General features: G+C 52.3%; 18 protein-coding genes. 1 reads left to right on the plus strand and 17 read right to left on the minus strand.

The features are described 5' to 3' along the window. Positions 1 to 12: 12 nt before the first annotated feature. From AC4PHM_RS09920 to tkt, 10 genes are all read right to left on the minus strand, one after another. A complete protein-coding gene (locus tag AC4PHM_RS09920; RefSeq protein WP_492017654.1) occupies positions 13 to 390 on the minus strand; it encodes a type II toxin-antitoxin system PemK/MazF family toxin in 378 nt (125 codons plus the stop codon). Continuing rightward, a complete protein-coding gene (locus AC4PHM_RS09925) occupies positions 377 to 700 on the minus strand; it encodes a hypothetical protein (protein ID WP_492017655.1) in 324 nt (107 codons plus the stop codon). The genes AC4PHM_RS09920 and AC4PHM_RS09925 overlap by 14 nt, the downstream gene beginning before the upstream one ends. A gap of 145 nt (positions 701 to 845) precedes the next feature. Continuing rightward, a complete protein-coding gene (alr, locus tag AC4PHM_RS09930; protein ID WP_492017656.1) occupies positions 846 to 2030 on the minus strand; it encodes an alanine racemase in 1185 nt (394 codons plus the stop codon). 114 nt (positions 2031 to 2144) lie between these two features. Continuing rightward, positions 2145 to 3692 (minus strand): NAD(P)H-hydrate dehydratase, encoded by a 1548-nt coding sequence (locus AC4PHM_RS09935; RefSeq protein WP_492017657.1) that lies wholly within the window; start codon positions 3690 to 3692, stop codon positions 2145 to 2147. 9 nt (positions 3693 to 3701) lie between these two features. Then, a complete protein-coding gene (gene acpS / locus AC4PHM_RS09940) occupies positions 3702 to 4076 on the minus strand; it encodes a holo-ACP synthase (protein WP_492017658.1) in 375 nt (124 codons plus the stop codon). A gap of 357 nt (positions 4077 to 4433) precedes the next feature. Further along, complete coding sequence (locus tag AC4PHM_RS09945; protein ID WP_492017659.1) at positions 4434 to 5141, minus strand: anaerobic ribonucleoside-triphosphate reductase activating protein; 708 nt, start codon at positions 5139 to 5141, stop codon at positions 4434 to 4436. Then, complete coding sequence (locus AC4PHM_RS09950; protein WP_492017660.1) at positions 5141 to 7249, minus strand: ribonucleoside triphosphate reductase; 2109 nt, start codon at positions 7247 to 7249, stop codon at positions 5141 to 5143. Before AC4PHM_RS09950 ends, AC4PHM_RS09945 begins: the two co-directional genes overlap by 1 nt. Before the next feature lie 317 nt (positions 7250 to 7566). Then, positions 7567 to 8271 (minus strand): LrgB family protein, encoded by a 705-nt coding sequence (locus AC4PHM_RS09955; protein WP_492017661.1) that lies wholly within the window; start codon positions 8269 to 8271, stop codon positions 7567 to 7569. Beyond that, on the minus strand, positions 8268 to 8630 hold the full coding sequence (locus AC4PHM_RS09960) for a CidA/LrgA family protein (RefSeq protein ID WP_492017662.1): 363 nt from the start codon (positions 8628 to 8630) through the stop codon (positions 8268 to 8270). Before AC4PHM_RS09960 ends, AC4PHM_RS09955 begins: the two co-directional genes overlap by 4 nt. A 108-nt stretch (positions 8631 to 8738) precedes the next feature. Beyond that, the gene (tkt, locus tag AC4PHM_RS09965; RefSeq protein WP_492017663.1) at positions 8739 to 10730 is read right to left on the minus strand and encodes a transketolase; all 1992 of its coding nucleotides are present in this window, start codon (positions 10728 to 10730) and stop codon (positions 8739 to 8741) included. A gap of 122 nt (positions 10731 to 10852) precedes the next feature. Between tkt and AC4PHM_RS09970 the strand changes: the two genes are divergently transcribed. Next, positions 10853 to 11413, plus strand: a complete 561-nt coding sequence (locus tag AC4PHM_RS09970; protein ID WP_492017664.1) for an HD domain-containing protein — start codon at positions 10853 to 10855, stop codon at positions 11411 to 11413. Between the two features lie 202 nt (positions 11414 to 11615). On the opposite strand, the gene AC4PHM_RS09975 is transcribed toward AC4PHM_RS09970, so the two are convergent. The 7 genes from AC4PHM_RS09975 to AC4PHM_RS10005 form a co-directional block, all read right to left on the minus strand. Beyond that, on the minus strand, positions 11616 to 12536 hold the full coding sequence (locus AC4PHM_RS09975) for a pseudouridine-5'-phosphate glycosidase (protein WP_492017665.1): 921 nt from the start codon (positions 12534 to 12536) through the stop codon (positions 11616 to 11618). Positions 12537 to 12604: 68 nt separating this feature from the next. After that, a complete protein-coding gene (locus tag AC4PHM_RS09980) occupies positions 12605 to 13708 on the minus strand; it encodes a PfkB family carbohydrate kinase (protein ID WP_492017666.1) in 1104 nt (367 codons plus the stop codon). A 249-nt stretch (positions 13709 to 13957) separates the two neighbouring features. Further along, the gene (locus AC4PHM_RS09985; RefSeq protein WP_492017667.1) at positions 13958 to 14734 is read right to left on the minus strand and encodes a 3'(2'),5'-bisphosphate nucleotidase CysQ family protein; all 777 of its coding nucleotides are present in this window, start codon (positions 14732 to 14734) and stop codon (positions 13958 to 13960) included. Between the two features lie 32 nt (positions 14735 to 14766). Beyond that, on the minus strand, positions 14767 to 18246 hold the full coding sequence (locus AC4PHM_RS09990) for an AAA family ATPase (protein WP_492017668.1): 3480 nt from the start codon (positions 18244 to 18246) through the stop codon (positions 14767 to 14769). Next, a complete protein-coding gene (locus tag AC4PHM_RS09995) occupies positions 18243 to 19490 on the minus strand; it encodes an exonuclease SbcCD subunit D (RefSeq protein ID WP_492017669.1) in 1248 nt (415 codons plus the stop codon). Before AC4PHM_RS09995 ends, AC4PHM_RS09990 begins: the two co-directional genes overlap by 4 nt. Continuing rightward, entirely contained in the window at positions 19487 to 23293 is a 3807-nt protein-coding gene (gene addA / locus AC4PHM_RS10000) for a helicase-exonuclease AddAB subunit AddA (protein WP_492017670.1), read from the minus strand. The genes AC4PHM_RS09995 and addA overlap by 4 nt, the downstream gene beginning before the upstream one ends. Next, positions 23290 to 26820 (minus strand): PD-(D/E)XK nuclease family protein, encoded by a 3531-nt coding sequence (locus AC4PHM_RS10005; protein WP_492017671.1) that lies wholly within the window; start codon positions 26818 to 26820, stop codon positions 23290 to 23292. Before AC4PHM_RS10005 ends, addA begins: the two co-directional genes overlap by 4 nt. Position 26821: the final 1 nt, after the last annotated feature.

The following is a 26821-nucleotide window of genomic DNA, read 5'->3' on the forward strand; positions in this document are numbered from 1 at the left end:
AGAGGCCTCCAGCTAACGCCGGACGCCTCCGCCAAGATCATATAGTCCTAAGCTGACCAATAAAGCCACATCTATCTTCTCCATAACTTCAGGACTCAACGCCCCGAGCTTTTGGATCAGTCTCTTCTTGTCAATGGTACGGATCTGTTCAAGAAGAACAACAGAATCCTTGACGAGGCCCAGCTCATCTTTTGAAATTTCCACGTGGGTTGGCAGCTTTGCTTTGCTGATTTTGCCCGTGATGGCAGAAATAATTACCGTTGGGCTGTATTTGTTTCCCACGTCGTTCTGAATGATCAGTACAGGTCTTTGCCCCCCTTGCTCGGACCCTACGACTGGACTCAAATCAGCGAAAAATACATCACCGCGTTTAACATTAGAAAAAGGCATCTTCGTCCTCTTCTACTTCAAGCATGTGTTCGTAACGCTCATAGGTACAATTGTCACAACGGAAGCCGACTTCACAGTAGTCCAGATTAAAGCTGGCCATAGTCTGATAACCGCTTTCGAGTTCAAAAACCTTCTCTTCGAGCAGCTTTCGCAGACTTTCTACACGTGAGTCAAAGCATACGACAAAGTCGTTTTCATAATAGCATTTGATGTCCGGATCATTCTTGATATCATCCATGATATCTTCCGGGTACTCAAGCCTTGTAAGGCAATGACTCTTGCCATGCATGCCCATGACCTCTTCGCCCATTCTGAACACCTCCTGTCTGACCTGGGGGATCGATTCAATTTATTTTACACCATCCGGACGTGTTCGTAAAGTCCAGTGCCATGTAAACACAACTACCATGTGAAATGTGAATTCTGAAACTGCAACATCCTGTAAGAAAAAAATCCTAATCAATCATAGAAACATAGTCTTTAACCGCTGTGATCTCGCCGCTTCGGACATAAACTCTCGGTACCCGTTTGTCAATCATACAGACCATTTCGTAATTGATAGTACCCAGCTTGTCTGCGAGGGATTCCACAGGCAGCACGTTTCCCTCTCCGTCTTCGCCAAAGAGTATGGCCACATCCCCAGGCTTGGCGCCAAGACCAGTCACTTCAAACATGCACTGGTCCATGCAAATTCGGCCGGTGAGAGGTCTAAGCTGCCCTTTAAAAAGAACTTCGCCCTTTCCGCTGAGCATACGCGTGTAACCATCGGCATAACCGAGAGGCATTGTGGCGATTTCCTCAGTGCCCTGAGTGATGTATTTCAGTCCATAACTGATCCCGCTGCCGGCCTCGAGGGTCTTGACATGGGAGAGGCAGGCTTTCAGGCTCATGACCGGCTTCAGGACAACACGGTCTTTAATCACATCCTGTGACGGATAGAGGCCGTAGAGCATGATCCCCGCCCGCACCATGTTGTAGTTGAGTTCAGGCAAATCAATGATGGCAGCACTGTTTGACACATGATGGATCGGAATCATGAGACCGCCAGCTTCCAGCCCTTTCACCACAAAATTATATTTTTCGACTTGCTTCATGGTATAGGCTTTATCCACCTCATCCGCGACGGCAAAGTGCGTGAAGATCCCTTCAATCACAAGACCCGGCAGCTTTGAAATCTCCAGAATTTCTCGGATCGTCTCCTCATTGGCAGGCATCCCGATTCGGTGCATGCCCGTGTCGAGCTTGATATGCACCCGAATTTCTACGCCATTTCTGACAGCAGCTTCTGAGAGCGGTTTAGCGTGGGACATGCTGTAAATGGTCTGAATGATACGGTTGGCAGCCACCTGATCATATAGATGCGGCGGCGTGTAGCCCAGCACCATGATGTCAGTTTCCGGAAACGCCTGGCGCAGCTGCAGTGCTTCATTGAGAACCGCAACAGCGAGTCGGTCTGCGCCGGCTGCGAGCAGCGTACGTGAGGATTCAACCGCGCCGTGGCCATAGGCGTCCGCCTTGACGACCGCCATGACCATGGCATCCTTCCTGGTCAGCCGTCTGACTTCAGTCAAGTTGTGCGACAGGTGCTCCAGGTTGATTTCCGCCCAAACGGGTCTTGGAATTTGAGTCAAATCGATCATATTAATGCCTCCATCACATTGGAATGAGCAAAACTGGGCAGCATCGCAATTGACGACAACGCAGTCATGCGAAATTTCATTCTGTATTCAGTCTGGTTTTTGTTTTGCCGGACACTAAGTCTCCACCAATTCACGAATGGCTTTGGTCAATCCAAATACCAAATCGCCTGCAAGCAGTCCATGCTCACCGCGCTCAGCCACCATGAGGTCCCCGGCCCGGCCATGCAGATAGACGCCAATCACTGCGGCACCCACAGGGTCGAGTCCCTGGGCGATCATGCTGGTGATGACGCCGGTCAGCACATCGCCGCTTCCGGCAGTGGCCATGCCCGAATTGCCATTGATATTGACATACACTTCACCCTCCGGTGTTGCGATGACCGTGCGCGCACCTTTGAGTACAGTTACAGTTTTCCAGGTCTTTGAAAACTGAACTGCTGTCCCGATGGGATCCGCGTTGATCTCCTCTGCACTGAGTCCGGTCAGACGGCACATTTCTCCGACATGTGGTGTAAGTACCACCGGGCATTTTTTGTTTTCCAGCCAGTGAAGGCTCTTTGAAAGTGCGTTGAGGCCGTCTGCGTCAATGACCATCGGCACACTGGTTTCGTTCAGGAGGCGCTTTATAAGCTCTGAAATCTCGGCATTGACGCCGCATCCGGGACCAATGGCGATGACGTCCGGCCAGCAGGTATCTTCAATAATTTTTTGGAAATTACTGATCCCTATGACCCCGCGTCGAACTTCGGACATTGGCACAGTAATGACTTCAGGAACGCTGGTCGTGATCAGCGTATTTAAACTTTCAGGGATATAGAGCTTCAGCAGCCCCATGCCGGACCTGAGCGCCGCCCGACAAGCCAATATTGCCGCGCCGGCCATGCCGATGGATCCTGCGATGATCTGCCCCTTACCATAGTCCCCTTTGTGAGAGTTGCGCTTTCGATGTGGAATCAGCGGTGTGATGATGTCGCTTGTAATCAAATTATATTTGATGCCGACCTTTTCGATAATGACATCCGGTACGCCAATGCCTTTGATAATGACTTCGCCATTGTAATCTGACCCCGGAAACATAATATTTCCGACCTTGGAAATGACCAGTGCAACAGTCTTGTCCGCGTCAATGGCCGTACCCAAAACGTGGCCTGTATTGCCGTCAATACCGGAAGGCAGGTCGACAGACAGGACTTGATGAGCCATCTCGTTAATGGCATCAATGGTGCGTTCGTAAATGCCCTCTACTCTTCTCGTCATCCCCGTTCCAAATATGGCATCGATAATCAGGTTTCCGGGTCTTAGAAAACGCTCAAATGCCAGGATGCTGGCGTCATCTTTAATTTCGTCTATTTGAAACTCAAGCTTTTTGAGAATGGAATAATTCAGCATGGAGTCGTGATTCAGTTCAGACACTTTTCCGACCACAAAGACTTTGACGGGTACATTCAGATTGAAGAGGTGGCGCGCAATGACGAAGCCGTCGCCGCCGTTGTTCCCGGGACCACAGACAATAACAGCCTTCTGGAACTCATGTCTCATTTTCATTATTTCATCTACGACGACCTTACCGGCATTCTCCATGAGGACAATGCTGGGGATTCCGTATTCTTCTATAGCTTTTCGGTCAATCTGCTGCATCTGATGATTCATGGCGAGTCTCATAATTCTATATTACCTCCTTTGACCTGTTGCGAAAGCCAGAGCTTGTGTTTTTGAATGGGAAAGCGAAATCAGAATCTCTTCGATTTCCAGTTGCTCGGCGAGGTCAGCCGCAGAACCTGAAAGCCTGACATAGGGCTTTCCGGACATCTCTCTCAGGATCTCAATATCCTTCCATGACAGTCCTGTAATGCCCGTTCCCAAAACCTTCAGTACAGCTTCTTTGCCGGCAAAATTCGCAGCAATACTGGCCATGTCCATGCCCCGGCTCTCGAAAAGATCAAGTTCATTCCTTGTAAAAACCCGTTCCAAAAACCGGCTGTGACGCGAGATTGCACGCCGGATTCTATCTATTTCAATTATATCAGTACCAATGCCAGTCAGCATATTATTCCTCCCGCAGTCACTTCTGCAGTTTGAAGCAGTCGCATTTTTGCCACCTATAGTATAATCTTTTTTATATTATTTGTATATCCATACTTCGTAAGAGGAAATGGTGATCGATAAGCGTGACAGGCGTCAGTCGCAATAGGCATCAGTCGCAATAGGCATCAGTCGCAATAGGCATCAGTCGCGATAGGCATCAGTCGCGATAGGCGTCAGCCGCGATAGGCGTCAGCCGCGATAGGCGTCAGCTGCTGACACCAACTCCCACCCAATCAAGACCGTCGCCTCCCATCAATAAAAAGGCCCCCGGAACAATGTCCCGGAGACCTTTGGCTTACTGGCTTTCTGGCTTTCATACTAATAACCCGTTCTCAATTCAATGTTGACACCCGGAATGTCACGCTCCAGCTGAGCCTTCCAGGCTTCCAGCGTCCCCATGGGCGGAGACGCAAGGGTCTCCTCCTCAGGAATCGATGGTGCTGGCTTATAAGCCTGCAGTACCCATTTCCCTGCTCCCGCGACGCGAACCCCAATCCGCCGGACTTCTTCGTAATCATGCAGCGGAAAGACCACCGTTGTCCTGAATTCGTGAGCCACCGTTGAGCTCATCAGCAGATCCATGCTCCGCTCCACTGCAGCCCGATCCCCCGCTTTGCCGCCGGTTACCCGCTCATGTCGGTCCGCAGAGCTTTTCACGTCCATGGCCACATAATCCAGCAGCCCCCTGTCCAGCAGGCGTTTCAGCACCTCCGGCCGAGTGCCGTTGGTATCCAGTTTAACCTTGTACCCCAGGTTTCGGATCTCTACAACTGCCGCTTCAAGTCCCGGCTGCAGCGTAGGCTCCCCGCCGCTGATTACCACGCCGTCACAAAGCCCAGCCCGTTTCTCGAGGTGTGCCATGACAGTGCCTTTGGTCAGCGTCTCGGCAGATGGCAAAATCAGCGGCCGGTTATGACAATAGGGACAATTGAAATTGCATCCCGTTGCGAAGAGTACCGTGGCGACTTCGCCCGGAAAGTCGATCAGTGTCGTCTTGATGAGTCCCCCGATCGCCATGGTTTCCATTAGTTCGCCACCTCAAACTCGACGCGCTCCTCGTACTCCTGCTGCTTGCCGTCGTTCCAGTTCTGAACCGGTCTGTGATAACCAACGACGCGCGACCAGACTTCCGTGACCTCGCCGCATTCCGGACAGGTTTTCTGCTCGCCGCGAAGGTATTTGTGCGTCGGGCAAATACTGAAAGTCGGCGTGATGGTGAAATATGGCAGCCTGTACCGACTTGACACCTTGTGAATCAGGGACTTGAGCGCTTCTTTTGAGTCGATCTTCTCAGGGATAAAGGCGTGGAACACCGTCCCACCGGTATAGCGCGTCTGAAGGCTGTCCTGGTGGTCCAGCGCGTCGAACAGATCCGGCGTGTAGCCTACAGGGAGCTGTGTGCTGTTGGTGTAATACGGCACGTCTTTGCCGGCCGTCATGATTTCCGGATACTTCGCGGTGTCGAGTCTCGCAAATCTGTAAGCCGTTCCCTCTGCAGGGCTGGCCTCCAGGTTGTAAAGATGCCCCGTCGAAACCTGGAACCGCACCAGCACTTCGTTCATGAAGTCCAGTACCCGCTCAGCCATCGCTCGTCCGGCTTCCGTCGTAATGTCCTCCCTGCCTTTGGTGAAGTTCTGAATGCACTCATTCATCCCATTTGGGCCGATGGTCGCAAAATGGTTAAACCAATACGCGCCATGTCCCTCGTAAATGTCCTGAAGATAGTACCTGGAATAAGGATACAGGCCTCGCTTCATATTGATCTCAAGAATGTCCCGCTTCAATTCCAGCGACGACTTCGCGATCTCCATCAGGCGCTCCAGGCGCTCGCAGAGCTCATCAAAATCTCTGGAAAGGTAGCCCAGTCTCGCCATATTGATGGTGACGACACCAATGGAACCCGTTTTTGGATTGGCGCCGAACAAGCCGCCGCCGCGTCGCCTCAGCTCGGTATTGTCCAGTCTGAGCCGGCAGCACATGGACCGCACGTCTTCCGGATCGAGATCTGAGTTGACGAAGTTGCTGAAGTACGGAATGCCAAACTTGCCCGTCATCTCCATGATTTTGTCCGTGACCGGATTTGACCAATCCCAGGACCGGGTAATGTTGTAAGTTGGAATTGGAAAGGTGAAGACGCGTCCCTTGGCGTCGCCTTCCATCATGACCTCGCAGAACGCCATATTGATCATGTCCATTTCTGCCTGAAACTCGCCGTAGGCCTTGTCAAAGTGGTGCTTCCCGCCAATGATGACCGGTAGGTCCTTATGAGTGGAAGGTACCTCTTTATCCATGGTAATGTTGAAAAACGGCGTCTGGAAACCCACGCGCGTCGCGATGTTCATATTGAAGACAAAGGCCTGCATAGCCTGATAGACGTCGTCATAACTCAGGTTGTCATGGCGTACGAACGGTGCCAGCAGCGTATCAAAGTTGGAAATGGCCTGAGCACCCGCTGCTTCACCCTGAAGTGTATAGATAAAGTTGACCACTTGCATCAGCGCCGACTCAAAATGGTTTGGCGGTCCTGACTCAACTTTGCCTGGAACGCCGCCGAAGCCCCTCAGCAGCAGGTCTTCGAGACTCCACCCGCAGCAATAGGTCGACACGAGACCAAGGTCATGAATGTGCAGATCCCCGTTCTCGTGGGCATTTCGAATGGTCTCGTCATAGACGTGGTGCAGCCAGAAGATCTGGGAGGCCTTGGCGATAATATGGTTGTTCAGCCCTTGCAGGCTGTAGCTCATGTTGGAATTCTCCCGGACCATCCAGTCGCTTTTTCCTATGTAATCGTCAAACATATTGAGTATATCCTTGACCGACTGCCGCTCCTCGCGAATCTTCTTGTGTTCATAACGGTATTTGATGTAGGTGCGCGCCGTATCATGCTCGCCTATAGACATCAGCGTGTTTTCAACGAGATCCTGAACTTCTTCAACTTTTGGAATCCCGCCTTCAAAAGCACGACTCCCTGCAGCCTCTACCACATAGTCCGTCACGACCTCTGACAGCTTCTTCAGACTGCTCCTCGATCTTTGGGGATGCGTGGCGACCAGCGCCTTTAAGACTGCCTGTTCAATCTTGGATCGATCAAAGAAAACGATCTCTCCGTTGCGCTTTTCAATACTCGTCATCATAGTCTTGGCAAGCCTCCCAACACAATATGTAGAATGTTTTTAGAACGTATACACTAGATATAGAACATCAAAGCCGAAAAAATCCCCCACCCTGTTCAAGCGGGAGTGCGGTGACCGTTTGATCTTTGAACTTATCCTACCAAATTAAGGCTGTAAAATCAAGGTCATCAAAACGTCCATATTGCCCTCTCAAACCTGTGGACAAGTCCCTTGAGACCTTATTATTGGCTGGCCAAATTGTGGAAATCCTTAACGCTTGCCTCGAAAAAAAATTATGCCGATGGTCATTTGAACGACCATCGGCACAAGCTCTTGCTTTATACGCCCAGCAGACTCCGGATCAAACTGGCCAGCAGCACTGTCGCCACGCCGGTCAACCCCATGGAGAGGCCGCTCGCCGCTCCGGCTTCGCTGCTGATCTCAATAGCCTTGGCAGTACCGACCCCATGGGAAGCCGCCCCAAGGGCAATCCCCTTGGCAGTATCATTGTGAATACGCGCTGTCCTGAAGACCGCAGTGGAAACAGAAGCACCAAAAACCCCGGTGATAATCACTGAAGCCACGGTTATGGCGGGGATCCCCCCAAACATCTTGGTTACCTCAATAGCCATGGGATTGGTAATGGACTTTGGCATCAGCGAGACGATCAACTCCGGCGACAGACCAAAGGCTTTGGAAAGCCCATAGACCGTCCCTGCGGAAATCGCAATGCCCGACGCGATACCCGCCGAAATTGGCAGGAAATGCGTCATCAGGGTTTTGCGGCTCTGATAGAGGGGAACCGCCAGCATGACCACCACCGGTCCCAGGAACCAGGTCACCGTCTTGCCCGCCTGATCATAAGGTTCATAGGGAAGCCGAAACATCAAGATCCCGCCAATCACCAGCGAAGTTCCAATCAGGAAAGGATTGAGCAGAGACAGACGGACGCGTCCGCTCACCCACCATCCAAAGGCATAGGCCGCCAGCGTCACGCCCCAGACTATGGCCACAATGGGAAACTCAGATAAAATCTCTGTCACGAGCGCACCTTCTCTCTTTTCGCCAGCCACTGCACGATCCAGCCGACGCCTGTCATCACTGCCAGGTTGGACAGGATCAGCAGAAACGTCATCTTCATCCAAATAGGTGCGATCAAATCCACCGCCCCGAGAAATCCGACACCCAGCGGAATAAAGAAAAAGCTCATATGTTTCAGGAACACACCTGTCACTGGGGTGAGCCATTCCATTTTCACCAAGCCCGTCAACAGCAGCACAAACAGCATCAGCATCCCGAGAATGCTCCCGGGAATTAAAATTATTGGTTCGATCAGACGACTCAGCGCGTTTCCGGCTTCAAACATCAGCCAAATCAGCCCGAACGCCATGAAATATTTCAAACGATACACCTCCAAATTCCAATAATGACCGGTATAAACCGGCCTTTCAAACAGAAGAAACGGCCGCCATCACTTGGAAGCCGTTTCCTATGATACCTCAAGTTCTGTTTACTTGGCAAGGTAAGCGAGGATTCGATCCGCCACTTTGTCCGGGGTAAATCCAAAATGAGCCATAACAGCCTCTCCCGGTCCGGACTCTCCGAAACGGTCAATGCCTATAGTCAGGCCCCCTAGGCCTGTAAAGCGCTCCCAGCCCAGCGTTCTGCCCATCTCAATGGTAACCCGCTTCTCAACCGCCTTTGGAAGCACGGTTTCAATATAAGCAGGGCTCTGCTCAAGAAACTGCTCCACACAAGGCATGCTGACAACTCTCGGATCCTTTCCCAGCGCCCTGAGCTTCAGAGCCGTCTTAACGGCCAACTCCACTTCAGAGCCCGTCGCCATCAAAATCAGCTCCGGTTTCTCACCCTCTTCAGACAAGATCACGTAGGCCCCCCGATCGACCTGCGGGTCGCGCTCCCCGAGGCTGCCCAGGTTCTGCCGCGTCAAAATCAGCGCAGAAGGTCCTTCAACGCGTTTCAAAATCTCGATCCAGCTCGCAGCGGTCTCGATCCCGTCCGCCGGCCGATAGACAAATAAATTCGGAATAGACCTGAGGAGCAGCAGATGCTCGATTGGCTGGTGCGTCGGCCCGTCCTCCCCAACGGCGATGCTGTCATGAGTGAAGACGTAAACCACCGGAACGCCCATGATCGCGGACAGGCGGATTGAAGGCTTCATATAATCGGCAAAGACCAGGAATGTGGAACCAAAGACCCGCAGCCCCCCATGAAGCGCCATGCCATTCAGGATCGCGCCCATGGCATGCTCCCTGACACCAAAATTAATATTCGCGCCACCGCGGTTCATGCGGCTAAAGTCGCCCTTGCCCTTCAGATAGGTCTTCGTGGAGCTGCCCAGGTCCGCTGAGCCCCCCATCAGGTTTGGCGCCAGCCTGACCAGCGCGTTCATAACCTCTCCGCCTATGTTGCGCGTCGCGTCCGCTTTATCAAATAGCCTGAAGAAGGACGCTGCGTCAAAGCTGTCATGCATCAGTTCATAGTCAAACCACTGCTTCCACTTCGCCGCCTTTTCGGGATAATTTTGAATATAGGACTCGACTTTTTCCTCCCACATGAACCGGTCGATCTCCCGACGGTCAATAATGTCATTCATGTGGGCGAGCACCGCTTCAGGTACATTGAAAAACTCATCCGGATCCGCCTCCATGTGCAGCTTCGTCATGGCGAGCTCCTCAGTGCCGAGCGGCGCGCCGTGGGCAGCGGATTTTCCAGCCTTATTCGGACTGCCGTAGCCGATGGTCGTCTTTACCGAAATCAGCGACGGCCTCGACGTATCCAGCCTCGCCTCTCGAATCGCATCATGAATGGCCCTCAAGTCATTGCCGTCCTCGACCTTTGAAACGTGCCATCCATAAGCATCAAAGCGCTTTTGGACATCCTCCGTAAAAGCGATTTCCGTACCGCCGTCAATGGTAATTCCATTGTCGTCATAGAGAACAATGAGTTTTCCGAGCCTCAGATGCCCGGCAAGGGAAGCCGCTTCAGAGGCAACCCCCTCCATCAGGTCGCCGTCACCTGCCAATACATAGGTGTAGTGGTCCACCAGATTAAAATCCTGGGTATTGAATTCCTCAGCCAGCCTCATCTCAGCAATGGCCATGCCGACGGCATTGCCAAAACCCTGACCCAGGGGTCCGGTGGTCGTTTCAACCCCCGGTGTCACATCGAACTCAGGATGGCCTGGGGTGATGCTCCCAATCTGACGAAATTTTTTAAGATCCTCCAGGGTGACCTGATAGCCAAACAGGTGAAGCAGACTGTAAATCAGAGCGGAGCCGTGCCCCGCGGAGAGTACAAATCGATCGCGATCAGCCCAATGGGGGTCTGTGGCGCTGCCTTTCAAAAAGTCCTTCCAGAGAACATAGGCCATAGGCGCCGCGCCCATAGGAAGCCCGGGATGTCCTGAATTTGCTTTTTCAACCGCATCCGCTGACAACAGGCGAATGGTTTTAATGACTTCTTGGTCCATTGAATACATAGTGACACCTCCCAATGAATCTGTTTTATATATACACCATCTCAGAACTTTGAAACTTCATCTGAAAGGCGTATAATGAAATGGTTGGGACATTCAGACAACCTTTTGGGAGGCGTCATGTCATGAAACTCTATGAAGCCATTCACACCATCATGAAGGCACATCAAGGTCAGATCCGCAAGCTGGATGGGGATCCCTACGCAGTTCACCCCATAGAAGTCTCTCTAATGGTTTCTAAGTGGGGCGCTGATGAAAGTGTTGTTATTGCCGCCTTGCTGCATGATGTCGTCGAAGACACACTATGGACGCTTGACGAAGTGGCCGCGCAGTTTGGCTCAGACGTCGCGGCCTTGGTCGCCTTTTGCTCAGAGTATGATAAATCGCAGACCTGGAGTGTCCGAAAACAAGCTATGATTGAAAAGGTCAGTCAGCCCGGCAATCTGGATGCAAAGCTCATTATTCTGGCGGATAAATTATGCAACCTGAAAAGTATAGCCCGCAGCCTTGAGGAAATGGATGAAAGCGATGTGTGGTCGAGCTTTAATGCGCCAAAAGAGGATCAGTACTGGTACTACAGGGAGATGACCCACGCCCTGAAAGCCCTTGAGTCCAATCCCCTGTGCAGGGAGGATTACGGCTTGCTGACACGCATGATAGAAAAAATCTTCAATACACCACTTTAAGTGCAGTGCTCATGTTCACATGTATAGTCAATTTGCTCAAACAAACAGGGACTGCCGCAGACTGATCTCAAATCATGTCGCGGCAGTCCCTTAAATTTTGAGCCAAAGTGGAAGCGGGTGTCTGACACCGCCTTCCGCCTTCCACCTTCCGACAGGCGCAAGCCGTTGGCACACCCCTCCGCCCGTCACCCACTTCTGAAACTTATAACTCGTTCACCGGACCAAGCGCTTTAGCGATCTCCGCTGCCAGCTTCGCATTATTCAGCACTAAGGCAATGTTGGATTCAAGGCTCTGACCCTCCGTCAAAGCCTTGACTTTGGCAAGCAGGAATGGGGTAGACTCTTTGCCCCGGATGTGGTTTGCGGCAGCCTCTTCCAGCGCTGTCTCGATGGCGTCGTTGATCAGGTCCTCATCCATGGCAAAGGCTTCCGGAATTGGATTGGCAATGACGACGCCCCCGTTGAGTCCCAGAGCCCATTTCGTCCTTAAAATTTCCGCTGCATCTTCCGGAGACTCCAGCTTTGCATCCACGCGATAACCGCTGGTTCGCGTATAGAAAGCAGGAAAATCCTCTGTTTTATAACCCAGTACCGGCACGCCCATGGTCTCCAGATATTCAAGGGTGAGGCCAATGTCCAGAATGGACTTTGCTCCGGCACAAACCACGGCCACATTAGTTTTCCCGAGCTCCTGTAAATCCGCAGAAATGTCAAAGCTCTCGGAGGCACCCCTGTGGACACCGCCAATACCACCGGTGGCGAAAACTCTGATCCCTGCCATTTCAGCCAGGATCATAGTCGTGGCAACGGTTGTAGCGCCATTCAACTTTCTGGCCACTACGGTTGCCAGGTCTCTTCGGGAAACCTTGACCACATCGTCAGACTTTCCGAATTCTTCGATTTCCTCTGGCGTCAGACCAATCTTAAGCTTACCGCCCATGATGCCGATGGTCGCAGGAATCGCCCCCGCCTCCCTGACCTGCTCTTCAACTTCCAGGGCAGTCTGGACGTTCTGTGGATAAGGCATCCCATGCGAAATGATGGTGGACTCGAGAGCGACAACTGGAAGTCCCAGTGCAAGGGCTTCCGCCACCTCAGGATGGATCTCAGGTATTAGTTTCATAATTTTAGTTGCTCCTTTCTCTACTCGGCAGAGACATTCACAGTCTTATGCCGGTCACAGGTTTTCACTTACAGTCGATCTTCGATTTTATGGGTATTGAGTCGGTTCATCAGCAAATTTTCATTCAAATTCTGAGCAATGGCATCCACACTTTCAAGGGTCAATTCTGCCATGGACATGGCGCAATCCATTGCGGCGCGGTCATCAAACTTGTTGATGGCACTGTAGATGAGCCCCGCCATAAAGGCGTCACCTGCACCTGTGGCATTCGCTGATTTTACAGGCAGTGACTTGAAAAATTGAACTGTCTCACGGGTCGCGAACAGTGCACCTTGAGCTCCAATGCTGACGACGACTCGCCGAATACCGCTTTCGCACAAGACCTTCGCCGCTTTCTTCGCCTCGTCTAGGGTGTCCGTCTTCATTCCGGACAGCGCCTCCAATTCTTTTTGATTGGGTTTCAGTGTATCTATACCCTCCAGCGCGCCTTTAAGCCGCTCGGATTTTGGGGCGGATACCGGATCGACGTAAATAGGGATATGGCGATATTGTGACATCAGGTAGGTCAGCGTCTTTTCCGGCAGATTTGTATCCGCTATGATGGCCGCCGCCCCGCTGAGCAGCGCGTCCTCCCGGCGCAGCGCTTCCACATCCAGCTGATCCATGACCGCCATACTCGAAAGCGCCAGCTTCATCTCCCCATCCGGTTCTATCATGGCCAGATAAAGAGAAGTGGACGCTCCGGGAATTTTCAAAGTCGAGCGTGTGTCAATGCCTGCCTCTCTGCAGCGCTCCAACAGCTGCTGGCCATAGAGGTCCTGACCGACCGCCGTCATAAGATGAACTTCCAAGCCCAAACGGGCCAGGTTTTCAGCGATATTGCGCCCCACACCGCCAGGCGACAGCAGCGTCCGTCCCGGGTTGGATTCTCCGTCCAAAAAGGTTCGGTCCGAGAATCCCATCAGATCCATTGTCGCACCGCCGATCACCACCACATAATCACCGGTATTCAGGATGTAGCCCTTACCGGCGATCCAGCCTTTCTTGATCAGGTTCGAAATGTGTACCGCCACAGAGGACCGTTGAATCCCGAGTCGGTCTGCAATCTCCTGCTGGGAGACCATAGGATTTTCGCGGATGAGTTGGTAGATTTCCTGTTCTCTCTGAGTCATGCTTCACCTGCTTTCATGAATTGCTTTAGAGCAAAGCTCGTAATCATTTGTTTACTTCGTAATCATTTGTTTATTTTATTATATGAACCTCTTTCCGATTTGTCAATACCTTAAACAATAAAAATCGAATAAGACATTGGAAGAAGGTGTCAGACACCCGCTTCCTTATGTTCAAAAAAAACCAGCCCAAATGTCGTCATTCCGACATTTGGGCTGAGCAATAATTGACCGATTTGACTCTTCCGCCTTTTATTCCAATCGATTCTCCGGTCGATTCAAAATCAAAAATCCATTGTCATTCTTGATCTTCTTTGTGTTGTACTTGAATAGCGTGTGATCGAGCTGCCTGAAATAGCCTCCCGCCTCAGTCACGATCAGATCCACAGGTGCCGTGTCCCACACCATGGTGTGACCGAAATTATAATAGATATCATAGTCTCCGCGGGCGATCAGGCAGCCTTTATAAGCGCTCCCCATCCTGTGAATGACTAGAATGCGCTCTGAGTGTTTTGCCAGAAGCTCAGCATAGCGAATGGTTTCATGGGATCTGGATTTCAATGCGTACAGGTCGACCAATCTCTCGGACACGTGAAGGCGGGTTAACTGTCCCTCTTTTTCCATATATGCCCCTTCTCCACGAATTGCGAAAAACAGTTCTTCCTTGACCGGCGCGTAGACGATCCCCATGACGATCTCACGGTCTTTGGCCAATGCGATATTGATCGTAAATTCACCATTTTTCTTGATAAATTCCTTAGTGCCGTCCAGCGGATCTACAATCCAGCAATATTCCTTTTCCAGTCGGATTGGATCATCAATGGATTCCTCCGAAAGGAAGCCGTGATGCGGAAACGCGTGAATCAACCGATCCAAAATCAGCGCGTTGGAAGCGTAATCCGCTCTTGTCACAGGCGTATCATCACTTTTCAGAACAACTTCAATCTCTTCAAAGTAGACCTCAAGAATAGCGCGTCCCGCTTCCAAAGCCGCCTGTCTGGCGACTTCCAATTCATAGTCATACGCCATAACATCACATCCAAACCGTTAGTTTCAGACCATCAGTTCACTACAACCTGAACCCGGGTGCCCGAGACACCAGGCTCAGCAGGTGTCACATCAAGCCTGACCGGGACCCTGGCTTTAAGCGCTTCTACATGGGAGATCAGTCCTACGCTGAGCTGATCGCCAATCAACGTCTCAAGGGAATGCATCACGACATCGAGAAGCGCCGCGTCCAGACTGCCAAAACCCTCGTCCAGCAAAAAAGTCTCCAACCGAATCTTGCCTCTGAGCTGCAGCCTGGAGGACATGGCCAGTGCCAGTGCCAGAGACGCCATAAAGGTCTCTCCGCCGGACAGAGATCTCAGATCCCTGCTGACACCGCCTTGATGATGGTCCGATATCCTAAAGTTACCCCGTGAATCCACTTCTAAACGATAACGATTCGCGGTCATGATCATAAGCCTTCTCGAGGCTTCCTTCAAAATGTAATCCAATTGGTTCATAGCCAAAAACTCAACAAATCTGTTGCCCCTCAGGAGTTTTTGAAGTACTTCAAAATAACCGGCTTCCTGTTTCAAGTCGGTCAACTGTTTTTCTACGCCCCGCTTTTGTTCGAGGGATAAAGTCATCACCTTTAAGGATTCCACGGCTGTACTTCTGGCCTCCAAAGCGCGTGTCCATGCCTCCTGGACTTCAATCGACGCCGTGGCTGCGCTCGCAATGGCATCTTCAGTGATCACAGAAGCTCCAGAAAGGTCCTGATACTCTTCCATTTTTTCCTTCAGTGTCCGCCCCTGCACTTCATAATCTTGAATCCACTTATTCAGGCTCTCTGCCTCATCAGAATTGAGCAATGCCGCCCGCCATTCAAGTACATCCAAAAATCCTGCACCTTTCCACTTTTCCTCAAAACTCTGGCGGCTATCCTCAAGCTGATTCCCACCGGCTTTCAGAGCAGCTTCTGCAGAGATCCAAACGTTTTTAAGCCGCTCACTTTCTGCCTGTAAGACACTTTGCTTCGATTTCTCCAGCGGATATTCAGACTCAGTGACTTCAATCTGTCTGCATAAACGCTTATAAGTTTTTTCCAGCTCCTCTGCGTCCGTTGCTGCTCCGACCTCTGAAGTCAAGCGGTCCAGCTCTGCTTCAATTTGCTTCAGTGCGCTGTCCAGTCGTTCCTTTTCAAGAGTTGAAGCATTAACGTTCTGGAGCTGTATCATCTTCTTTTCATTCTCGCGTTCGCGTTCAGCCTGAATCCTTTGAATTTCGGTCAGCCGCAATTCCGAGTGCAGCTTCTTCTCAGCAAGTGTATCGAAAAACTGCTCGAGTTCTGCATCGGCCAAAGACGCTGACTCTATCCTGCCATGCCATGTCTCCAAATAAGTCTGAATCGCCTTCTCCAACTGTATGAGTGATTCCAGTGTCATGTCCCTTTTGGACTCCAGTACTGCCTTTACCTGTTTCTGAGCTGATAATTGTGCCAGATCCCTATCCGCCTGATCTCTATGTGCCTTAACCTGACTTTGATGAGCAGCCTGGTCTTTTTTCAGGGCTTCCAGCCTTGATTCGCACACAGCGCGTTCCTTTTGCTGCAGCTCCTGTGACAGTGCAAGCGCTTTGACCTCGGCTTCGAGGGCCGCAAGACGTCCCTGTCCTCTGTCACCCTCGACCGCCATCAGTACCTGACGTTTAGTCAGGCTCTCCACCAGTCGGAGCTCTTGGTGTCTTAGGACCGCAATTGCCTGGTCCTCTTCTTCAAACCGGCGCAGCCACGCGTAATCCGCTTCGTCGTGGAAGTCAGTCTCATGAGCGCTATAAAGGTGTCCACACACAGGACAAGGATCGCCCTCATTTAAAGTCGTTCTGAGTCTGGCTGCCAGCGACGCGTTGTATTGATCCCGGCTTTCCTCCAGCCGCTTGGCTCTTTCGCTCAGATCTGACCTCAGCGCTTCCAAAGCCTTTTCTTCATCCATTTGATCGCGCAAATGACCTTTCAGTGTCTCCAGATCAGAAGCGAGGGCCAAACTCTGCCGCTGCATTTTTTCCTGTTGATCTCTGGACTGATCACGCTGAACAGATAATGTCTCAAACTCATCTATGACAGCCTGCAGCTTTGCTTCACTGTCTTTGACCTTCCCCTGAGACTCACCCAGTGTTTGCTCAAATTGCGCCAATACCTTCTGGCTCTCTTCAAGGGATCCTTCGACCGCCTTCAAGCTTTTCATTTCCTCTGCCCGTTTTTCCCACTTGCTTTGTACTGCCAAAAAGGCTTCCGTCGATTTCGACGACATACCCTCTTTTTCCTGAAGCTCAGTCAAATCCTCCAGCTTCCTAGAACACTCTGTCAAGGTTTGATCCAGCGCCTCAAGTTTATGGCGTTCCCCTACCAAATCAAATCGCTGAGCTTCAACCAAAGTTATAAGTTTCTCGCGTTCCAGCTTAAGCTGAGCCACAGCCTGCCCTTGTATCCATTTGTTTTTGGCCAAAGCAGCTTCATGCTTCATAAGCGGCAGGTTTAAAAAGGCTTGCTCCAGATTCTTAAACGCCATACCGTGGGACTCAAAGGCGTCCTTCGCAGCCGCATAATCAGCAGCGGCAGACATCTCCACCCTATGACTCTCCTCAAAAAGCTTTTCACTTTGTCTGAAGTGCCGCTCTGCTTCCGTTGCCGCGGCTGCTTTCCCATAAAGCTCCAGCCGGCCTTTTTTATTCAGATAGTCACTCCTGGCCTCTTCATGGCGCAGGGCTGCCTCCTTCAATGCCTGCAGCCGCTTCTGGCGGTCATATTGCTGCGACAGCGCATCATAAACCGCCTTCAGACGCTGAACCTCACCCTCCAGCTGCAAAGTCTGCCTGTCCCAGTGTGCAGCCTTATCCTTCAGGAGCATCAGCTTGCTCTGATCCACATCAGCATAAGCCGCCAGCTGACCTTCAAGCTGATCCCTCTGGGACTGAAGCTTGCCGAGTACCTTTTTTAACCGCTCAAGCAGCTTGTCACCATAGATCTCCAGCCCAAAAAGATATTGCAGCATATTTCGTCGGTCCTTGGGATCCAGTTGTATGAACTCGCTGAATTTCCCCTGGGGCAGCACCACCATCTTCAAAAATTCGCTGTCGCTCAGACCCAGGATATCCTGAATCCTGTGATTCACTTCATTTTGCTTGTCTTCAATCTGAAGAATCTCTCCCTCGAGGGTCCGCACCACCAGCCGCGACTGATGGGACCTATAGCCTTCCCCCGACCTTCGAAACACTCTTCGGATCTCAATTTCCCTGACAATGCCCTCCAATGCCGTTCGAAACACGAATTCCAGCTCCGCCTGGTCACATTCCGTATTGATAAAATCTTTTGTGCCCCTCGGCATGCTGCCTGGCCCATAGAGGCTCATTACAATCCCGTCAATGATCGTCGATTTCCCGGACCCCGTCGGGCCGAATATCCCAAAGAGGCCCTTTGAAGACAGTGATTCAAAATCAATTGTCTGAGTGGACTCAAAGCTGTTGAGTCCGCCGATGGTCAGCCTGACCGGCCTCATAAAGCCTCACCACCCTTTGTCTCTCCCTCTGACTCTGCCTCTGTATCTTCTGACCTCAGCAGAGACGCAAAGCGGACCATCAGCTCCGGATCCGGCAGTGCGCCATACTCACGCTCATAATAGCGCCTGAACAGCTCATGAACATCCATGCTCTCCAGGGATACTTCACTGGCAACGCTTCCTGTCTGATCCGGGAAGATAGGTTCAATACTCAGCAAATCCGGGTAGAGGGTTTTTAACCTCCTGATTTCACCATTGGTCAACGGTTGTCCTGTCTCAATTTCGAGATAAACCCAGGCTTTCCTGTCCGCCTGGCGGATCAGGCAGTCCTCAGCCTCCTCAAAGGATCCGGCATGCCAGATTTCAATGGGTTTGAACAGCGGAATAAAATGCTCCTGAAACTCCACCGGCAGTTCAGCCTTGGTGTCAATCAGCGTCACCGACTTGGCATAGCCTGTTTCGCTGCGGCTGTACTGGAGAGGCGAACCGCTGTAACGTCCGCGGCCCCTCAGACCTGCCACTGATTGGGGCTTATGGAGATGTCCCAGCGCGACGTAGTTGGCCGAAGCCGGAAACGCATCGCCAAATACTGTATAAGCGCCGCCCCATTGGAGCGTCCGCTCAGAGTCTGACAGCTCCCCGCCGCTCACAAATAAATGCGAGACAACTGCGCCAAAAGTCTCATCGGTAAAGTGAGCGGAGCGTTCCTGAAGCAGCAGTTTGACGCGGTCAGAGTAAGACAGTTGCAGCTCTTCTTCTTTTCCGGAGGTCGACAGCAGCTCCCCAAGTCTGCTTTCACTGGGAAAAGGCAACAGCGCGAGATCAAGTGCGTCGTCCCCTACAGAGACGGTGAGAGCTCCAGGCCCTTTGCCTGCAACGTGGAACCGGCCAATCTGCTGATCCTCCCACTGATCTGTGACGTCCGTGCACAAGATGATCCCGTGCTCCGCTGCCCAGGAGGCCGCCGCGCCCAGGCGTACCGGCTGGTCGTGGTTGCCGGAGACAATGACGATGAGTCTTTGACCACCATCGGCCAGCTTTTTGACTTTCTCAAAAAATAAGCGCTCTGCCCGCGCCGGGGGGTTATAGGTGTCATAAACGTCGCCCGCGACCAGGACCACGTCGACAGATTCCCGCTCTGCAATGTCTATGAGTGATTCCAAAAAGGCAGCCTGCTCCTCCAGACGGGGCTGAGTTTCGATCAGCCTGCCGAGGTGCCAGTCGGAGGTATGAAGTATTTTCAAGAGCGTTCCTCCTTTTCACGACCTGTAATTTCTATGTTGATCCATTGTCTTAAGTGGGCTGCGTAAAGCCACGCGGCTTCCACCCGTCGCCCGGTCAATTTTTCCAGTGCCTCGGCGTACAGTCCAAGCTGCGTGCTGTAGCGCTGTTTCAGAAATGTCTCTGCCTCAGGACCGCCGACTCTGTCTGTTTTATAATCCACCAGTACCAGACCATGCTCATCCTCAAAGTAGAGGTCCACGACGCCCTGAATCAGGCTGAACTCATTTCCTGAGCCGCGTTTCAAGACAAAGGCTTTCTCTCGTTCCAGCACCTGAGCGTCAAGAAGCCGATAAAAGAGCGGGTGGTCGAAAAAACCGGCCAGCGCCGACCATTCAAGATCGTCCGCAAGCGTCTGATCCAGCCTGCCTTCCGCGACGAGCCTCTGCTTTTCTTCATTGAAAACCGCTTCTCGTTCTGCCGGAGTTCTATGTCCCATTTTTGAAAAGTCCATAAACTGAAGTACCGTATGGAACGCACTGCCTCTCGCAGCGCCCATAGCCGCTCTGCTTTCCTGTGCCATAAATCTTGGCGTTTCTGTCAGCTCAGGCTTATAGAGGACCTCTAACGTCATGGCGCGATTCAGCTCAGTCTGCCCCAGAGCTTCGAGCGTTTTAAGATCTGAAACACTTACCTTGGAAGGCAGCACGGAAGACTGGGCGTCAATTTGGTCCCCATGTGCTTCCAGTGGTCGACCGCTGTCCAAACGACGAAGAACAGAGGGATCGAGGGCATGGTCTCTGGCCAGCGCCAAAAGGTCGTCCAAGGCACGGTCAGAAGCTGCTTCAAAAATTTGGGCGCGGATCTGATCCTCAGCGCGGATCAAATTGAAACCCCAGCGGGCAGCGTCTGAGACCTCCTCGCCTGCAGCGTAAGCCCCCATCCAGTCCAGCAAACACTTTGCCTGGCGCATGGCAAAGGCAAGACAGCCTCTGCCATAGTTGCTGAGGGCTTTGTCGACAAATTTAGTCGACCCGGTGACGTATAAGCGGTCCACCGCCCTGGTCAAGGCAACATAAAGTATTCTAAGTTCTTCTGAAAGTGCTTCACGCTCAATAGCTTTCTGAATCGCCAGCTGAGGCAGCGACGTTCTGTAGGTTCGCTTCTGTGCATCGATTTCCTTGAGGGCAATGCCGAGATCCTTGTGAAGCAGCAAATCACCATAAGTATCTCGCATATTGAATTTCTTTCCTGTATCCGCCAGGAAGACAATAGGAAATTCAAGGCCCTTACTTTTATGGATACTCATGATGCGGATGAAGTCCTCATCCTCCGAGAGTGTTTTGGGTACCTCTGCGCTAAACTCCGAGGCATCTCCCTCTTCGAGGACTTTGATAAAGCCGGATAAATCTCCCCTGAGTGCCGCTTCGTAGTCTCCAGCGCGCTCAACGAGCTTCATCAGCTGATTTGCGCGGAGTTCTCCTTCCGGCATGGCGCGGGCGTAGTCCAGGAGACCTGTCTCAATCATCAAGCGCCAGACAAAATCGCCGATGCGCTCATAAGTGGCGTAGCCCGACCAAACTTCAAGGCGTGAAAGAAAGTCCCGCAGCTTGGAGGACGTGCCAGGCTCCGCCCCGGAGCCCTCTTCCGAAAACAGCGTTACAGCATCTCTGAAGGTTCCCTGGGTCGAGAAGGCCCGTATGGCCGCCAGTTCATCCGTACTAAAGCCGCCTATAGGCGACCTGAGCACTGTAAGCAGATCGAGATCCAGGCGGCTGTTGTCGAGGACCTTGAGTAGACTCAAGGCAGCCTGCATCTCAAAAGAAGAGATTCTGGCCCCCACGCCATCTGCCCGCACAGGCAGACCATACTGGCTCAGTACCTGAACATAGGTTTCAGCGGCAGCTTTGGGTGAGCGCATGAGGATGACAACATCTCTGAAAGCCGGCTTTCTATACCGGCCCAATTTTGGATCGTAAATATCCGTTTTCAAAGTGCCCTTGATCAAATCCGCAACGACATGAGCTTCCAGTTCGGCATTCTTCATGTAGGACAATGCCTCTTCAAGCTCGGGATCGGTTTCATCCGCATCGGGCTCAGACACCGCAGTCGCCGAGGTAGACTCTGACACATCCGCGGATCCGACTACTGCCATAACCTCTGCCTCACTCCCGGATTTTGCTTTGCCTGTATCAATCAACGTCAACGACAAAGAGGGAAACGCTTCCGCCGGAAATGACAATCCCGGGTTAAGACGGGCATGGTGGTCATAGACCACTTCGCCCAGGGACAGGTTCATGACCTTCTCAAAAAAGCCGTTGACTCTCTCAATCAGCTCCGGCCTGGTACGGAAATTGGCGCTGAGATCAATAATCCTGTTCCTTGCCCCTTCCTCCCTGGAATAGCTGTTAAGTTTATCCATAAACAGGGTCGGATCTGCCAGCCTGAACTTGTAAATGCTTTGCTTGACGTCGCCGACCAGAAAAACATTGTCTTCCCTGGCAATCGCCCGGACCACCGTCTCCTGGACCAGGTTTGAATCCTGGTACTCATCCAGAAACAGGTGGTCGAACTTGTCTCTGTACATGCCGGCAATTTCCTCATCCTTGAGTATTTCAATGGCAAGGTGCTCGAGGTCGTAAAAATCTATGACCCCGGCTTCTTTCTTCAGCAAGCCGTAATTTTCCTCCAGCGAAATTACCAATTCAGAGAGCGCGCGGGTACCAGGCAGCAGTCTGCGTATGGATTGATCCAGCGCGTCAGGGGATTGTGAGAAAAAGTGCTTTCCAAGGCGCTTGACATAATCCTTAACCAGGTCTCTGCGCTCCAGGACAGCTTCTTTCAGCGCCGGGTCCACCTGTTCGGCGTCCGCCCCTCGAATGGGCTTAAGTTTGTCAAACTTGAGATCTGCAAGCGCCTCATAAGCGGCGGCGTAGCCTGCTTCCAACCTGTCCATGAGACTTTCCAGCAGCCCGAGATCCGATTGGATTGCAGGGAGATAAGCCATGGGTCCCGACGGATCCATACAGAGCCGCTCCGTTTCCCTGTGGGAATCCATCAACCCCTCCAGTTCCTCAGAAATCATCTGCAGCAATGCCTTCAGCCAAAGGCTGTTCTGCGCTTCGCAAACCTCCAAAGCCTCTGTCTGGCTCACCAGCCAGGCTTTCGGCGCCGGTTGGGATTGAATAAAACCGTGGACGTTCCACAAAAGGGCTTCAATTTTTTCATCTGTGCGGTTGCCCGAAAACGCTTCAATGAATTGGCTAAAGTCAGGCGTCATTGCCTCGTAAGCCGCCTCCAAAGTCATCATTGCCGCCTCTTCGCGCAGGGATTTGAGCAAAGTCGCGTCTCCGACTCTGAAGGCAGGATCCATGTCCACTTTATAGAAGTGCTTCCGGACCAGATCATTGCAGAAGGCGTGCAGCGTCATGATGTAGGCGCTGCCGGCGCGCTCAAGCTGTTCTCTCAGCCACAGCGCGTCTGCGCCCGGCTCCTTCAGTTTTGCGGACAGGGCTCTGATAATCCGGGTGCGCATTTCCCCTGCTGCGGCGTTGGTGAAGGTCACAATAAGCATGTTCCTGATAGGGATTCTGTCTTCTGCGATCAGCTGCAGGATACGTTCGACCAGCACAGCGGTTTTTCCCGAACCTGCAGCAGCTGAAACCAGGAGATTCGCATTTCTGGAGCGGATCGCGCTGTCCTGATCCGGGGTCCACTTGACTTCTGTCCGGGTTGTGGAAGGAACGACACTTTGGACTTCGGACCGAGGTGAAGCCTGAACGCCTGACAGGTCTTTCGCATTTGGAGTTTCTGCTGAATAACTCATGACTTCACCTCCTCTTCCCGGTTATCTAGCTCGACCAGGTTGCTATCCTCCCCGGACTGGCTCTCCCCGCCCCTATAGTCATCCATCCACTGGGTGCCTTTTAGCTTCTTAAGATTTCTGTAGTGGTTGCCTCCGTAAGTCAGGTCAAACTGGCAGATGCCCATGAGATCACAATAATCACAGGCGGTTTTCGATCCGAACCTGTAAGGCGCCACATCTATATCCCCTTTTAAGATCTCAGTGCCAAGGGCTGCGATTTTGTCCCGAACATACCGTCTGAGACTTTCGAAGGTCGAGGTTTCAAGCACGCCGGAACCTGCAGTTGGAGTCCCGTCTCGTTTAAGTTCAAATGGAATTCTGACGGATTTCGTCTCAGACTCCAAAGTCTGATCGAGGCGCTTCGCCATATCCGAGCCGCCTATAACCAGACCGTTGAGCCTTAGTTTTTTCAAAAGCTCCCGCTCGACATCCTCTTCCCTGACACTTTCGAGATCCACCATAGGGTCGTCTATTTTGAAGTAAAAGAGACCCCCGGGGTAAATCTGAGGCATGTCTGTCAGAATCGACGGATCGTTGAGAACTGCATCCATGTAGGCGACCAGCTGGAGCTGGAGGCCATGGTGAATTTTGGAAAGATCCAGGGTCTCCGAGCCGGATTTATAATCGACTATTTGAACAAAGGCCACGCCATCATCTGTTTCACACAAATCGATCCTGTCGATCCGCCCTTCCAGCAATAGCCGCTGTCCGTCAGCCAGCTCAATCAGAATGGGCGGCAGGCTGTCAGGTCGGTTTGAGGAAAAAGCGAGCTCAAAAGCTTTTGGCTTAAAATGGCTGTGCGCCAGGTGATCCAAAATGGTCATTGCCGCCCTCGTCCCGGTGCGTTTGACGCGCCTCAGGACATAGCGATTCCGTTCTGAGTCAGCAAAAACGGACTTGCCATGGCGTTCGACACTTTCGTCCACGATTTGACCAATCAGAGCTGCGACCTCTTCCTGGGTTTGAGGGGCGTTCTCGTGACCATCGGCCAAAGCACTGAGGGCAAATCGCTCGACCGCGCTGTGGAACAGTCGGCCTACCTCCGGAAGATCCACCTCATAGGGGACCACCCGGGCAGGTCTGAGGCCAAAATCCACAAAGTGCTTGAACGGACAGGCGGCAAAGCGCTCCAGCCTGGAAATACTGGTGGTCAGCGGCATGCCGAAAAGAGATTCCGTCGCGGCTTGAGAGAGGGGTTTTGGCCGATTGTTGTGGTGAAAGGCCTGTCTCAGCTGACGCGCGCGTGCTTCAAAGGCAGGTTGGGATTCGAAATGACGCAGCATGGCGGCCCATTCCAATTCCGGACGGGACTGTCTGCCATCCAGCCACTCACGAATCTGCCTGGTTATAGGCGCGATCACCGCATTGTAGTTGGACGCGCGTGCAGAAGGCGACAACTCATCCAGCCGCACGTGCTCAATTTTGATTTGGGGAAACAAACTGTCGAGTCTGTCGAGCAGAAAGGAAGGGCGCAGACTCCGTCCCATGCCATCCGCGAACGCACAGCTTACGTATAATGCCTCTGAAGGCTTCGCCATGGCCAGATGAATCGAGAAGGACTCATTCATAGACAGATAGTCGCTGATGGATTTCAAATCCAGCTGGCACGCGCGGAGGCTCAGTTTTTCATCCTCGGTGAGAAGCCCGCTGCCATCCCGGTTGGAGGGCAGAATACCATCTGCCGCGCCTACGAGAAAAAGCGCCTTGATAGGGTGGCTTCTGGAGTGCTCCACTTTTCCAATCAAAACTGTATCAAAGTCCTGAGGCAGCATCCCCGTTTCGTAGGCGGCAAAACCAGCCTCCAGGATCGCCCTGTAGTCGCCCAGTTTCATGGTGGCTTCAGGTGACACCGACACGATCTGGTCAAGGAGGTCGGAAATCATGTTCCACCCCTGAATGAGCTCGAAGGCTGCTTCAAAACCACTATGAGATCTAATTTCTCCCATGAGGACTTCGTAGCGCTCCCGGATGCCGGCATTGACGAGCCATTTAAAGAGGGCTGTGCTGTATCCTGCTGCGGAATCCGTTTCTTTAAAGGCCGACTCGAACTCACCAATAATGTTCGCAAGCTTTTCCCTGAGGGGTTCCAACTGGGCATCCTCAACCGGACGTTTCCACCGCTTGCCCCGGATCCCATTCTCAATGGCAAAGATCTCCAGCCGTTCCCATTCCTCTTTTTTGAGGTCTGTGAGACCTGTTTTGAGGCCCCGGAACAATGGTTCGAGTCTGAAATCCTTCTGATAAGCCTCAAGCATGGCAAGGATCAGCCTGGCAAGGGGGTTGCCTGCAATATCCCGCCGATTGTCATGGAAGGTTGGAATCTGATACTGATTGAATACACGCGTCAGGAGATCGTCATAAATCTCAGGGGCATTGCTGACAACAGCGACATCCGAATAGCGCCAGCCCTGTTCAGCGACCAGCCTTCCAATTTCCAGCGCCACAAATTCCGCCTCGTCCCAGGTGGTATCGAAGGTCATGAGGTGAATCCCGTCCGGGACCCCTTCATAGAGGACTTGCGGGAACTCAAAGAGCTGCTGTTCTATATGACGAAGGGGATTTTCAGGCTCAAGGGGCGTTGGCCTATGTGTGGATGTAAATCCGCAGCCAGTGTCCTGAGCAATGGTTTCAAGCCGCTTATAGGTTTCTGCCGTCGCCAAAAAAATCCCAGACTGTGTCAGATGCTCTGGGTCCAACGTCAAGGCTGTCCGCAAGCAATTACAGGTTCTGGCGAGGCTCTCGATCAGTTTGAACTCCTGACCTGTAAAGCCGGAAAACCCGTCGATGCAAACCGTGGAACCGGCAAGCCCCGCCAGAGTTGAAAGGCGTTCAGCCGCCAGGTCATAGCGGTCCTCCTCATCAATCAGCGCGCCGGCCTTGAGCGCTTCAAACTGCTCAAAGACGAGTGCAATATCGCTGATTTTGGCGGCGGTCAGCCTGGGAAGACCCTCACCTGCATCCCGAAGCTTTGCCGGTCCTATGCCTGACCGCTTGAGCTCAGCAAGAAAGTCCCCCATCATAGTTATAAATCCGGGTTTTCGGTGGGCTGAGCGGTACGCTTCCAGACGATCGGCAGACTCCAGCAGAATGCGTTTGAGCAGCATGTGCCTTCCAAGCTCGTCCAAATACAGTTGCTGACTGGCCTGAGTGGAGTCGAGCACCCTGTCCACCAGTTTTCTAAAGCTGAGCACCTGCACCCTGAGCAGGCCTTCCAGGTTCTGATAGCTGATCAGCTCCCGTTCCGCCTGCAGCGTGAACTGCTCCGGTACGATCAGCCAAACTGTAATGCCAGGATCCCCCGCAATACTCGATTCACGTTCCAATTGAGCGAGAAACTCATAGATGCCTTTGGTTTTACCGCTGCCTGAGCGGCCTGTTACCACCTGAATCAATTGCCGCACCTCACTTTTCAATCCTGTGTTACAGGTGAAAGAAGCCAGGAGGAAGACGGCGACAAAAGGAAGCCCGGAGAGCGGCTTCCACTGCACG

The sequence above is a fragment of the Acidaminobacter sp. QWL-03 genome, from assembly GCF_058683855.1.